Source organism: Bifidobacterium santillanense (assembly GCF_018555385.1).
Taxonomy (GTDB): Bacteria; Actinomycetota; Actinomycetes; order Actinomycetales; family Bifidobacteriaceae; genus Bifidobacterium; species Bifidobacterium santillanense.
In genome coordinates, this window is sequence record NZ_JAFEJS010000001.1 from 80860 (window position 1) to 93793 (window position 12934).

General features: G+C 56.8%; 13 protein-coding genes and 1 tRNA gene. 8 read left to right on the forward strand and 6 right to left on the reverse strand.

The window, feature by feature from the left end; all coding sequences use genetic code 11:
* Positions 1 to 98: 98 nt before the first annotated feature.
* Positions 99 to 572, reverse strand: a complete 474-nt coding sequence (locus JS528_RS00335; RefSeq protein ID WP_214357122.1) for an aminoacyl-tRNA deacylase — start codon at positions 570 to 572, stop codon at positions 99 to 101.
* 144 nt (positions 573 to 716) lie between these two features.
* Here JS528_RS00335 and JS528_RS00340 point away from each other — a divergent pair.
* Positions 717 to 793 (forward strand) — tRNA-Pro (locus JS528_RS00340).
* A gap of 205 nt (positions 794 to 998) precedes the next feature.
* Entirely contained in the window at positions 999 to 1256 is a 258-nt protein-coding gene (locus JS528_RS00345) for an Abi family protein (protein WP_240541217.1), read from the forward strand.
* Positions 1257 to 1468: 212 nt separating this feature from the next.
* Here the strand turns inward: JS528_RS00345 and JS528_RS00350 are convergent, their stop codons facing one another.
* Together JS528_RS00350 and JS528_RS00355 are read right to left on the reverse strand one after the other, a co-directional pair.
* Positions 1469 to 2017, reverse strand: a complete 549-nt coding sequence (locus tag JS528_RS00350) for a GNAT family N-acetyltransferase (protein WP_240541218.1) — start codon at positions 2015 to 2017, stop codon at positions 1469 to 1471.
* The gene (locus tag JS528_RS00355; protein WP_214357123.1) at positions 1995 to 2171 is read right to left on the reverse strand and encodes a hypothetical protein; all 177 of its coding nucleotides are present in this window, start codon (positions 2169 to 2171) and stop codon (positions 1995 to 1997) included. Before JS528_RS00355 ends, JS528_RS00350 begins: the two co-directional genes overlap by 23 nt.
* A 120-nt stretch (positions 2172 to 2291) precedes the next feature.
* Here JS528_RS00355 and JS528_RS00360 point away from each other — a divergent pair, with 120 nt between their 5' ends.
* Positions 2292 to 2840, forward strand: coding sequence for a tyrosine-type recombinase/integrase (locus JS528_RS00360; protein WP_214357124.1), 549 nt, complete (start codon positions 2292 to 2294; stop codon positions 2838 to 2840).
* Positions 2841 to 3058: 218 nt separating this feature from the next.
* On the opposite strand, the gene JS528_RS00365 is transcribed toward JS528_RS00360, so the two are convergent.
* Both JS528_RS00365 and JS528_RS00370 read right to left on the reverse strand, forming a co-directional pair.
* Positions 3059 to 3727, reverse strand: coding sequence for a class I SAM-dependent methyltransferase (locus tag JS528_RS00365; protein ID WP_214357125.1), 669 nt, complete (start codon positions 3725 to 3727; stop codon positions 3059 to 3061).
* A 161-nt stretch (positions 3728 to 3888) separates the two neighbouring features.
* Positions 3889 to 4137, reverse strand: coding sequence for a hypothetical protein (locus JS528_RS00370; RefSeq protein ID WP_214357126.1), 249 nt, complete (start codon positions 4135 to 4137; stop codon positions 3889 to 3891).
* A 60-nt stretch (positions 4138 to 4197) separates the two neighbouring features.
* Between JS528_RS00370 and JS528_RS00375 the strand changes: the two genes are divergently transcribed.
* From JS528_RS00375 to JS528_RS00395, 5 genes are read left to right on the forward strand one after another with little or no spacing between them, the layout of a single operon-like run.
* Positions 4198 to 4854 carry an SAM-dependent DNA methyltransferase gene (locus tag JS528_RS00375; RefSeq protein ID WP_214357127.1) on the forward strand — a complete coding sequence of 219 codons (657 nt, stop codon included), beginning with the start codon at positions 4198 to 4200 and terminating at the stop codon, positions 4852 to 4854.
* The gene (locus JS528_RS00380; protein WP_240541219.1) at positions 4847 to 6379 is read left to right on the forward strand and encodes an Eco57I restriction-modification methylase domain-containing protein; all 1533 of its coding nucleotides are present in this window, start codon (positions 4847 to 4849) and stop codon (positions 6377 to 6379) included. Before JS528_RS00375 ends, JS528_RS00380 begins: the two co-directional genes overlap by 8 nt.
* Positions 6380 to 6382: 3 nt before the next feature.
* Positions 6383 to 8887 (forward strand): DEAD/DEAH box helicase, encoded by a 2505-nt coding sequence (locus JS528_RS00385; protein WP_214357128.1) that lies wholly within the window; start codon positions 6383 to 6385, stop codon positions 8885 to 8887.
* Positions 8888 to 8895: 8 nt separating this feature from the next.
* Positions 8896 to 9543 (forward strand): hypothetical protein, encoded by a 648-nt coding sequence (locus JS528_RS00390; protein ID WP_214357129.1) that lies wholly within the window; start codon positions 8896 to 8898, stop codon positions 9541 to 9543.
* 28 nt (positions 9544 to 9571) lie between these two features.
* Positions 9572 to 10690 carry an AbiH family protein gene (locus JS528_RS00395; RefSeq protein ID WP_214357130.1) on the forward strand — a complete coding sequence of 373 codons (1119 nt, stop codon included), beginning with the start codon at positions 9572 to 9574 and terminating at the stop codon, positions 10688 to 10690.
* A gap of 384 nt (positions 10691 to 11074) precedes the next feature.
* On the opposite strand, the gene JS528_RS00400 is transcribed toward JS528_RS00395, so the two are convergent.
* Complete coding sequence (locus JS528_RS00400; RefSeq protein WP_214357131.1) at positions 11075 to 12775, reverse strand: PHP domain-containing protein; 1701 nt, start codon at positions 12773 to 12775, stop codon at positions 11075 to 11077.
* Positions 12776 to 12934: the final 159 nt, after the last annotated feature.

Sequence of the window (12934 nt, forward strand, 5' to 3'; positions counted from 1 at the left end):
GGGGCCCGCACGGTTCGTGATGAACCGTGCGGGCCTCTGCGTCGCGTTTTGTGGTACAGCGTGCGTGTCGGACATGGGATCCGATGCCCCTGCCGTGCTTACTGCCGGAACTCGTCGCCGTCGAAATACCCGGCGATGTCGTTGCCGTCGATGATGAGCTGCGGCGCGATGGCCAGGGTGTGATGCGCGTCCTCGGTGCCGCAGTAGACCATGTCGTGTTCCAGGAGCCGCTCGTCGAAAAACATGCGTAGCCCGTCCAGGAACAGTGGTCCGACTGTGCCGACATCGTAGCTGGTGCGTTCCCTGACCAGTTCCGGCGAGGCCAAATGAATCTGATGGAGCCCCAGCGCTCGTCCGAGTCGGCGCCATTTCAGGTGACCTGTGGCGCAGGCCACGACGGCGAACACGCCCTCCTTCGCCTCGACGATGTAGGTGGCCGCCGCCTTGGTGATGTCGAACACCCGTGCGCCCGATTCCAGATCGACGATCGCGGTGTCGTGCGCGATGATCCGGGCCTGATCCGGGTGGTTCTCGGCGAACCGCCGTATCTGTTCGTAGGTGGCCATGCCCATGTTCCTTCGCTGTTATGGAAGATGCCGTCGTATGTGATTATCCTCCATGCGGGCGGATAAACCGTGTCGTGAATATGCGGAACACGCCGATTTGCGTTTTCCGATTCATCTGGTAAATTAATCCACTGTTGCGAAACGCAACATCGGACCATAGCGCAGTTTGGTAGCGCACTTGACTGGGGGTCAAGGGGTCGCGGGTTCAAATCCCGCTGGTCCGACCAAGAAGCCCGGAATTTCAACGATTTCGGGCTTTTTTGTTTGCGTCGATAATTGGTCTGGACACGATTGGACACGATGACCGAATCACCTCGGCTGCTCGCCTGCATGGACCACACATGAATCAGGAATCATTTGAGTCATGGGACGGTTCGGTGACGCATCTGACTGGGAAGGTGGGAAGTCGCGGGTTCGTCCTCGGCTGATTGGTTGTCTGTCGGATACTTCCGCGCGTTCCAGACCGACCCGGCGCACGGTGACGACACGCTCCGGCCGGGCATCACGACACGCGACTTTCTCGAACCATACCGTCTCGACGAGGAGCTGCGGACGCTTGTACTGCGTGGCACAGCGACGGTCGAGCTCGTCACACGTTCGCGGTTCGCGTACCTGATCGCCTCGAATGGAGGCGCGTACTCATACCTCGACATGGACGCCTACCAGCCGGCCCGCAACAGCAAGGTATGAGCACATTGCCGGTGTCCGCCCGGCTGAACTACGGGCCCATGCGCATGCGCCTGTACGACGCCGTATCCGAACTGAAGGTCATGAGCGTCGTCCTGCCCGGCGATTTGCAGGGCATCTACCGGTTCGCCGCCGACGTGATACGCGCGACTACCGGATGTGGCTGCATGAGCGCGGGTAAACGGAAAAGCCCCGGCGCGAGGCCGGGGCGGGAATCAGTCATCCAATTCCACGGGAACGTACAGATAGAGCCTATCGGTTGCGACGGGCTCGAACCATTTGGACCAGATGTGGTACTCGGGGTCGTCCTCGTCCACGCCCTCGTCGATGAAGCCGAGATCGGAGAACAAATGAACGCTCGCATGATTCGACGGGTCGATCTGCGTCAGCACGTACGGCTCCCGCCTGTGGCGGGCCGCGTCGTTCGCCATCCAACGCAGGACGCCGTCCAATAGGTAACGTCCCAGATGCCGCCCCCGTTCGGACGATGCGGTGGCGATGAACGAGATCGCGTAGCCGCTGGACTCCGGGGATGCGGGATCATAGCCGAACTCGCAGAATCCGACGACCGCCCCTCCCGCCTTGTCGCCGTACTGGAGGACGAGCCGGCACACGCCCGGCTCATCCCTGACACGCAGGTCACGGATGTAGCGCTGCACGTCCATCGCGTACTCCGGCGCTCCCGGAGGACAGCATGCGAAACGGCGCAGCGACAGCTGGTCGTCCGGCGTGCAGGGACGGCTAGTGACGATCGCTATCCTCAACCTCGTCGGCCTTTTTCTTCGCGAGTCGTGCGGAACGGTTCAGCATCGCGCGGTGCAGGCGCATCCATTTCGCGTCCACCGCGTTGCGGGGCTTCCCGTCGGCGGGCGGCGTGTACACCGGGATGGGCTTCACGCCGACATCGGTCATGGTCATGGCCGCCTCCTCTCGACGTTTTTCATCGGAAACTGAATATTTTATACGACACCGTGAGATGTCGCAAACCGTTCTTACCCACGATTCTCGTGGAGCCGTGGACAGAAGGAGTGTGACGGCATGGCAAATGTGACCAAGTATGTGACCAGCAAAGGCGAGGCGCGGTATCGGGTCCGTTACAGGAAGCCCGACGGCACGCAGACCGACAAGAGGGGCTTCAAACGCAAGATCGACGCGGTCAACTGGATGGCCGAGCACGTCGTGGTCGCCAAGGCGCAGGGCACCTACATCGACCCGCAGGACGGCAAGGCCACGGTCGGCGACCTCGCCGAGGCATGGCTCGCGAAGAAGAAGCTCTCCACGAAACCCAGCTACTACGACGACCTCGAGGGCGCGTGCCGCAAATATGTCACGCCCGAATGGGGCGGGGTCCCGGTGTCCGCCGTCACGCGCGAGGGCGTGCAGCGCTGGGTGGCGGACATCAGCCGCGGCCGGAGCACGCGGGACGAACGCGGCCGGGAGATCGTCCTGGCCAGACCGAAATCGGCGAGCGTGGTGCTCCGCGTCCACGGGGCCCTCGCCGGCATACTCGACGACGCGCTCGACGGACTGCTCCTGAGGGAGAACGTGGGCAAAATGTGGGCAAAGGAGATTTTCGAGGCGACGTAACCCAATCGGCAGTAGGGCTCACGGGACTTCGTTCCGCGGGTTCAAATCCCGCTGATCCGACCGGGAAGACCGGAATTTCAACGATTCCGGGCTTTTTTGTTTTGCGACACGCCGTGTCGGACACAACCGTGGACACAATGGGACACGCCGCCGCGACGCGCCGACCGGGGGTGCACCCCGCGCAGACGGGATGATGCGTACGGTCGGCGCGGCTCCGATCACTCGCCACAGACGACGAGTTCGCTGGCGACCATGCAGGTGGTGTCGTCGGTCAGTGCACCGTCCATCGCACGCTGGTTGAACAACTCGTCGACCCATGTCCTGTAGGCCGCGTAGTCCGGATCATCCGGCAGGGGACTGTGCGAATGCGAGTCCATGTAGGCCCGCCATGATTCGCGCGTATAGTGCATCGGATTGGCGAACGAACGGATTTCGGGATTGTGGAAGAACGCGGTCTTTGTGTCCTCGAAGTGCCGGATGCTGCCCGTGATGACGTCCCCGTGCCCGTCGCGCCGTTCGTTTCTCATCGCCGAATCGAAGGACGTGACGTTGTACAGCGAAACCAGCAGATACCGTCCGTTGCGCGCGATGCGGCGGCATTCGGCCGCGAAGGTCCCCGGATCGAACCAGTGCAGGGCCTGTGCGACGGTGATCACGTCCACGCTGCGAACCGGCAGACCGGTATGGTCGGCGGTGCCGGCGACGACCGTCACGTTGTCGAGTCCGTTCGTGCGGTCGATCAGCTCCGTACGCATGTTCCCGTCCGGTTCGACGGCGACCACCGGAAGGCCGAGTCCGGCCAGTTCGATGGTGAGCTTGCCCGTTCCGGCGCCTATGTCCGCGATCGTCATCTCGCCGTCGGCGGGCGATGTGAGGTCGCGTCGCATGAGTTCGCTGATATACCGGATCGCCGCGGTGGGATAGCCGGGTCGCCCCGCCGCGTATGCCTGCGCTTTGCCGTGAAATCTTGTGTTCCCCATGCTTCACAGCATAGGTGTCAATTTCGGCTGGTGTGTTCGTCGCAAGGACGCTGGCGTGTCCGTCTCGGTCATTCGTAGACGTGGATCATGTCTGCGGATACGGTCTGCGTGATCTGCTGCTGTAGCAATTGCAGGATGGTCGTCGCCATACGGTTGTCCTGATCAAGCATCAGAACGGCTTTGGTCTCGAGTCCGCATGTTCCTCTGTCGCCGCAGATCCACATAAGATATCCGGCGACGGCGTGGAGATTCGGATTGTTGCGTATCCAAGCTTCGTGTGCGATGCCTTCGGCTGCCGACATGATGCGTATTCCCATCGTTCTTTTTCTGGGAACATCCCGTTTTGCCCGTAGTATAGGACCTTAAGGAGGTTCCCGGTGGCAGCACAGGTTAAGTCGAAACAGCGCGTCGAAGAGCACGGTGAGGTCTTCACCAACGAGCGTGAGGTCAATGCCATGCTCGATATGGTTAACCGGGAGACTGAGCGCATCGATAGCCGTTTCCTCGAACCCGCGTGTGGCGATGGCAACTTCCTGTCCGAGGTTCTGCGCCGTAAACTCGCCGTGGTCGGCGAACGCTATGGCAAGAGCCAGCTGGAGTACGAGCGGTACACGTTCGTAGCTGTGTCTTCCATCTACGGCGTGGATATCATGGCGGACAACGTGGAGGAATGTCGTGAACGACTGTTCGGCATCGCGAAGGACGAATACGAGCGGCGCTTCAAGACCGAGTGCCGTTCCGAGGTGCTGGGTTCCATCCGGTATCTGCTCTCGAAGAACGTCCTGTGCGGTGACGCGCTGACCCTGACCGACAGCAAGGGCGAACCGATCGTGTTCCCCGAGTGGTCACTGGTGATGGGCAGCAAGGTCAAGCGCCGTGATTTCACGTTCGCCGCGTTGCTGAACGTTTCGACGCAGGAGCCGACGTTCGACATGCTGGACGAAATCGATGAGGACGAGATGGGCAAGATTATTCCCAAGCCCATCAAGGAGTATCCTCTGACGAGTTTTCTGGAGGTTGCCAAATATGAGTAGCCGACTGTATTTCGGTGACAAACCGTACAACCCGGACGTGCTTTCATGTCTGGCGAACCTGTCGAACGACGAGGTGTTCACCCCACCTGAAGTCGCCAACAAGATACTTGATTTGCTGCCCGAGAAAATCTGGTCCGACAGTTCGGTCACTTTCCTCGATCCGTTCACCAAGACGGGCGTGTTTCTGCGCGAGATTACTCGGCGTCTACTGATTGGGCTGGAGCCGGAGTTTCCGAACTTGCAGGAACGTATCAACCACATCCTGAACTATCAGATTTGGGGCATAGCCATCACTGAACTGACAGCGCTGTTGTCTCGTCGTACCCTGTACTGCTCGAAGAAAGCTAATGGCAAGTACTCTATTGACTCGCTGTTCGACGACCCTGATGGCCACATTAGGTACAAGGCTGGAGAACATCTATGGGCCGGAGATCGCTGCCATTTCTGCGGTGCATCGAAGCAGCAGTATGATCGCGACAGCGCACTCGAAAGCTACACGTACGAGTTCATCCATACGCCTTACCCGGAGAGGATTTTCAACAACATGCAGTTCGATGTCATCGTCGGCAACCCGCCTTATCAGCTCAGTGATGGTGGTTATGGTAAGAGTGCCGCCCCCATTTATCAGAAGTTTGTGGAACAGGCAAAGAAGCTGAATCCTCGCTATCTTTCTATGATTATTCCTTCCCGTTGGTTCTCCGGTGGACGTGGATTAGACGAGTTCCGCGCAGAGATGCTGTCCGATAAGCATATCCGCGAACTGACCGACTATGAGAGCTTCAAGGAAGTGTTTCCTGGAGTTGATCTTGCGGGCGGAGCATGCTACTTCCTCTGGGACCGAGACGATGAGGGTAGCTGCAAAATCGTCAATATCCGCGACGGAAAAAGAACAAAGGCCAATCGTTTTCTCGATGAGTTCCCTGTGTTTGTCCGAGACAATAAGGCTGTAGACATTATTCGTAGGATTCGATCCATTCATGAGGGGCGTTATTTGGATGACGTGGTATCGTCTTCCAAGCCCTTCGGACTGAGGACGTTTTACAAACCTACAAAGAGTGGCGTCCCTTGCCATTTTATTCAACGCATTGGTGATGGTTTCGCCAACCCAGAAGACGTGACGGACCAGTTCCAGTTGTTAAATAAGTGGAAATTGCTGATTCCTCGTTCTCCAATTGCGGGGCAGACCGATTTCTCCAAAGCTGTCAAGTTCTATTCCGATCAAAATACGGCAATCGTTCCTCCGGGGATGTGCTGCACGGAATCGTTCTTGGTTGCGTACGCTGCTGATTCGAAAGAAGAGGTATTAAGCTTCAAATCCTATCTATTCACGAAAGTTGCGCGTTTCTTGCTGCTGCAAGCGGTCGCTTCACAAGACGTGACGAAGAGGCGCTTTCTCTTCGTGCCGGATCTGGGTAAATATGACCACATTTTCACGGACAATGAACTTTGCTCGCATTTCGATTTAACGGACGAAGATTGGGAATACATCGATTCCCGCATCTCTGAAACCGATCAGGTGAAGTGAAGCATGGATAATTTCTTTCCTCTTCGCCCAGACGTTAATCCGACCATCTATGCCTACACGATTGACGCTCCGACTCATAAAGGACTATTGAAGGTCGGATATACCGGACGCGATGTCCCCACTCGCGTCAAGGAACAAGTAGGAACTGCTCACGTCAGTTGCAGAATCGTGCTGGAGGAAAGCGCGATGCGTGACGACGGATCCGCCTTCGATGACAACGCCGTGCACAAAATGCTGGCCCAGCAATTCCCTTGTGAATTTGGCGAGTGGTACCGCTGCTCGGTCGAGGACGTGAAGTGCGCCGTCGCGGCGGTGCGTGAACGCCGTGATTCTATGACGCAGCGCACACAGAGCTTTGGCATGAGACCGGAGCAGCGTGCGGCCGTGGAGAAGACGCAGGCGTTCTTCGCCCGATTCGAGAAGGACAACCCGGGTGTTCCGCCGCGTTTCCTGTGGAATGCGAAGATGCGCTTCGGTAAGACGTTCACCAGCTATGAGTTCGCCAAGGCACAGGGCTACAAGCGTGTGCTTGTGCTGACGTTCAAGCCGGCTGTGGAGAACTCGTGGCGTGAGGATCTGGAGTCGCACAAGGACTTCGCCGGCTGGCAGTTCATCTCCCGCGAGACTGAGCTCGACTACGAGCATGCAGACAAGAGTCGTCCCATCGTGTGCTTCGGCTCGTTCCAGGATTACCTGGGTAAGAACGAAATGGGTGGCATCAAGGCTCGTAACGAGTGGGTACACGAGGTCAACTGGGATCTGGTCATCTTCGACGAGTACCATTTCGGCGCTTGGCGTGATAGCGCTCGCGAATTGTTCGAGCAGGAGGACAAGCGCGAGCAGAGCGACAACATGAACTCGGTCGCTCAGATCATCGACGAGAGCTTCGAGCAGGGTGACACGGACTTCCTGCCCATCACTACGGGTGCGTATCTGTTCCTGTCTGGCACGCCGTTCCGTGCGATCGCCAATGGCGAGTTCATCGAGGAGCAGATTTTCAACTGGACGTACTCCGACGAGCAGCGGTCTAAGGAACGCTGGAAGCCGTCGGACGGCAAGAACCCGTACGAGTCGCTGCCGCGTATGGTGCTGATGACCTATCAGATGCCCGATCAGATTCGCGAAATCGCGTCGGACGGCGAGTTCGACGAGTTCGACTTGAACGAGTTCCTCGCTGCGAAGGGCGATGGCAAGGACGCCGAGTTCAAGCACCCCAGCGAGGTGCAAAAGTGGCTCGACCTGCTGCGCGGCGGGTTCGCCGAGACCACGGTGGACATGCTCAAGATGGGCGCGAAGAAACCGCCCATGCCGTACTCGGACTCTCGCCTGAAGAACATCCTGACGCACACGTTCTGGTTCATGCCCTCGGTCGCCTCGTGCTATGCGATGGCGAACATGCTGGCGCAACGTCAGAACGTGTTCTACCACGACTACACGGTGAACGTGTGCGCCGGCACCGCCGCGGGCATCGGCCTTGAGGCGTTGGGCCCGGTGCGTGAGTCGATGGCGGATTCGCTGGAATCGAAGACCATCACCCTGTCGTGCGGCAAGCTGACCACGGGCGTGACCGTCAAGCCGTGGACCGGCATACTCATGCTGCGTAACCTCAAGAGCCCGGAGACGTACTTCCAGGCGGCGTTCCGCGTGCAGTCGCCGTGGACCATCGACAACCCCGACGGCTTGCACCCTAACGAGACCGCAATCCTCAAGCGCGAGTGCTACGTGTTCGACTTCGCGCCTACACGAGCTCTGCGGCAGATCGCGGATTACAGCTGCTCGTTGCATCCCGACCAGACCATCTCGCCGGAGCAGAGCGTGGGCGAGTTCATCCACTTCCTTCCGGTGCTGGCCTATGACGGCAGCAGCATGAAGCAGGTCAACTCCACCGACGTGCTCGACATCGCGTCCTCCGGCACTTCGGCCACCCTGCTGGCGAAGCGTTGGGAAAGCGCGCTGCTCGTGAACGTGGATGACCTGACCCTGCGCAAGCTGATGAACAACCAGCGTGCCATGGACGCGCTCATGAGCATCGAGGGCTTCCGCAAGCTCAACGACGACTTGGAGAAGATCATCAACAAGTCCGAGCAGATCAAGGAGATGAAGAGCAAGGACGAGAAGCCCTCCAAGGAGGAGAAGAAGGAACTGCGCGAGGCGGAGAAGGAGACTAAGATCCTTCGTAAGCAGGTGCAGGAGAAGCTCATCAAGTTCGCCACGCGCATCCCGATCTTCATGTACCTGACCGACTACCGCGAGCAGACACTCAAGGATGTCATCACGAAGCTGGAGCCGGAGCTGTTCAAGAAGGTCACTGGCCTGACCAAGGATGATTTCGAGCTGCTGCTGAGCCTGAACGTGTTCAACCCGGCGCGCATGAACGATGCCGTGTACAAGTTCAAGCGCTACGAGGACGACAGTCTCTCGTACGCCGGCATCGACAAGCACGAACAGGATGCGCAGGTCGGCTTGTTCGACACCGCCATCCCAGCGCAAGAGTTCGAGGAGATGTGACCCGATATATGGGGAATCAGCAAAATATCTCAGGGCATCCTTCCGAAAATGCCCGGCTCATCCATTTTCGAGAGTCAGTGGATTTGTACGACAAATTCAAAACAATGTTGCTTGATTTTAATGGATCCATTCCGCTGGGTGCAGATACTCGTATTCAAGATGACCCGAAGGTAATGAAGCTTGCCTTACGGGCTGCTCTTTTGCGCAAGTACTGGGCCAAGAGGGAGGAACTGCGATTGGATAGGGTTATCGATGCGCTACAGCAGGTCCTCATTGATGCCGATTTGACGGAAAGCGATTATTGCCGAATCCTAAGTCAAATAAAGGTGTGGTTCTTTAGTCAATATCCTGAGGTTCAAGATGGAGTAAAAGCTGTTGATCACACCGGAAATGAAATAGAATATGAGGGGTCGCATGATCTTGTCCGCGAAGATTTATATGGGCTTCTTTTACACGGTGATTATCAGAAATGGCTTAACGCCAGCTCGTCTGGCTCTCTCAGCGCTATCGCCTTGGGTGCCGATGTGGAGGGGCTTGAAGCTCGTATTCACACCGTAAATACAATTCTCATCAAGCTTTTTGAGGAAGGACAGTTTGAACCTGATCTTGAAAGAATTGTCGCCGATACTCCATCGAGAAGAGCTCTGAAACTGTAACAATGTCATCGAATGAGAGAACAGTCACATGGGAAAAAATCTAGAAAAATACAAGCACCAGCTCATCGTGCTTGGCAATGGCTTCGATCTCGCGCAGGGGTTAAAGACCGGGTATGCGGACTATTTCAGGGACAAGTATGGCGACAATCCATCCATGGATTCGATGGACAACGCTTGGGACATGGTGCTGTTTGACCGCAAACTGCATAACCACAGCGAATGGGCGAATGTGGAACAGGCCATCCGGGAACAAGTCACAGAGCATGAGGCGTTAGCCCGGGTCAGGAAGGGGCTTGACAACCCCAATGTTCTGGATACGAGCAACCTGCTTGGAACCTATATCGCCAAGCGCATGACCTCGATGATTGACGAGGTTCAGACAGTCGGTTTTCTACAATCTTCAATCAATCATAAGAACACGGTTTATTTGCGGTTCATGCGCAAAGAATTGACATTGTTCGAGCATTCTCTGTACGCCTATCTGAAGAAAATAGTCAAGCAATCCCAGAACGATGATCCATGGCAGTACACGGTTTCCTCCGGTGGCTTGTATGAGAGCATCGCCGGAATGCCGGCGTTCAGCGATGCGAGTGTCTTGGAGAAGCATCACAACACCATTCTGACCTTCAACTACACGTCACCGTTCCAAAGGCGCAATGAAGGATATTTCCCCGGTCTTGATTCCGTCCGTTTTATTCACGGATCTCTTGCCCAGGGCGACATCATCATCGGAATCGACGCATTGAAGCAAGGGCCGCGGGGACAGCGTGCACTAATTGATGACGAGGACGTAATTCCCTTTACCAAGACATTCCGCACCTTGGAATCCACATCCCACTATGACGCGTTCAGCGATGTATTCGATAACGAGCCACCGGATTGTATCAAGTTCTTCGGGCACTCTCTATCCGAAGCTGACTATTCGTACTTCCAATCCATCTTCGACCACGTTGATTTATACGGGGGAACAACCGCGCTCATGTTCCTATACCGTCCCGATGGGAGGTATGACGGATCCGACCTGTATCTCAAGGTCACGAAGCTGATTAACAGGTACGGAGATACGCTCGACAACAAGGATCACGGTAAGAACCTCTTACATAAACTTATTCTGGAGAACCGCTTATCGATTAAGCGCGTGTACTAAGGACGGTCATGTTCCTCAGTCATTCCAGCTGCTTCAGCAGCTGGAATGATGCTCGTCATCGTGTCTGTGGCCCAGACACGATTCAGACACGATGCCCCCTGAAAACGGCGAAATCAGTGGCAATCAACGAATCTGGCGCGGGTAACAGAACCGGCATCATTGCAACGAAAACGCAACTAACGAAGCTCTCGAAAATCAGCGAATCAACCCCTCAAAATAGCAAGGGGTCGCGGGTTCAAATCCCGCTGGTCCGACGGTTTAGCCCGGAATTTCAACGATTCCGGGCTTTTTTGTTTACGTCGATAATTGGTCTGGACATGAGGGTTATAGGCCAAAATCTAGCATCTAAATTAGATGCTATTACTTTTCCGGTAAGGGGAACGTTCATTCCTCGTCGGTGACATGGGCCAAGGCGATGGATCCCAGGATGTTGAGTCTTGGGATGCCCAGCTCGTCGCATGCATGCAGGTCTAAAGCGGTAGCGACGGTTCCGTCTACTTGCTGGATGAGTGACGTGGTTTCCGGTAGAGGTCGTGCGCTGAGAACGATGGAGCTTTCCCGTACGAAACGTCGTTGCGGGAATCGTGCTATACGGTCTTGAACGTTCATGTGCCGTTGCTCGCGCAGCCATGTATCGGCCGATTCCACATCGGAGGATCCGTCGGAGGCCCCGTCGTATTCGAGTACTCGCGCCACGGCTCTCACGGCATTGGATCGTCCGAACTCGGTGTATGCGACGGTCGACGCCACATGGTCATCGCCATACCGTTCGGTCAGAATATCCCGTGCGGCGCGTGCAAGACCGGGTTCGGTCCGTAGGGTCAGTATCGGGAAGACTGGCTTCTTCTCGTTAATGAAACTTTGTGCCGTTACTCCTCGCTTCAGCGGGTTTACTTGTGTGATGCCCAACGCATAGCACACGAGGCTGGCGGCGGCGATCCCCTCGCCGGGCGTGAACGTGTGCCCCTCTTCCTGAAGACGATGCTTCACGTCGGCGACCGCCAGCAGGTATTCTTCCGCATTCACTAGCCGTATCGCATGAAGCTCATGCGCCACACGTTCCCTGACGTCGTCAGTCATGGAGACTCCCAGACGCCGCAACCCGTTTTCGGCCAGTTCTCGTATCGCGTCGTTCGCGGTTTTGCCCGGACCATAATCGCTGGTTGGCATCAACGAACCCGCAGGCTGCGGATGGAAATTCGCTTCGCATCTTTCGGCGATTCGCAGAGTGTTGTCGCACGCCTCAGGAATATCCGAGAACAGCTGCCTCATTTCCTCGCCGGACTTCAGATAGTATCCGTCCCCATCGAAGCGGAACCGATCCGGATCATCCCAGTGGCATTCGGATTCGATGCATAGACGCAACTCCTGAGTCATGCGATCAGCAGCTTTCGCATAATGTGCATCGGCAGTCGCCACGATTGGGGCATTCAGCTTGTCGGCGATCTCGAGCAGACCGGAACGTACTCGTCGCTCGATCTCCAACCCGTGATCCATGATTTCGATGAAAAAGCTATTGCGACCAAAGATGTCCTGCAATTCTCCGGCCATGCGCAGGGCGTCATCAAACTGGCCCAGTCGCAGCCGTGTCTGAATAGCTCCCGATGGACAGCCGGATCCGCAGATCAGACCCGTGGCATACTGTGCCAGCAGCTGCTGATCTACGCGCGGATATCGCCCGACTCTACCTTCAAGATTCGCGGCGGCCGACATGGCGAGCAGGTTCGACAGGCCTTCGTCTGTTTCCGCCCACAGGCTGAGATGGGTGAATCTCCCGTTGCCGCCCACGTCGTCGGGGTTTCTGCGTTCGCCCGGAGTCCGTTCCCATGAAATCGAAGATGCGTCACGGCGATCGGTTTCGGGGGTGACATACGCTTCCAGGCCGAGGACCGGTTTGATCCCCGTCTTTCGGCAGGCTTTCCAGAAGTCGAAGAGTCCGGACACACAACCATGATCAGTTAGACCGATAGCGGGTTGCCCCATGTTCGCCGCCGCCGTGACCAGCTCATCTACAGTCGAACCGCCGTCGGTCATCGAAAAAACACTGTGCACATGAAGATGCGCGAAATCGTCGACACTCATCATCGATATCCTTCCGTGCGAACGTATCGTATAGCTATTATCTCGTATCTCGTGTTATTGCGGAATTCCGACACATGTTTCCATGGAAAATGCGGACATCGGATGGAGGAGACCTGTTAGGTGGAGCCGGGCCGAACGTAACGCGTACGCCATATGTGCTGT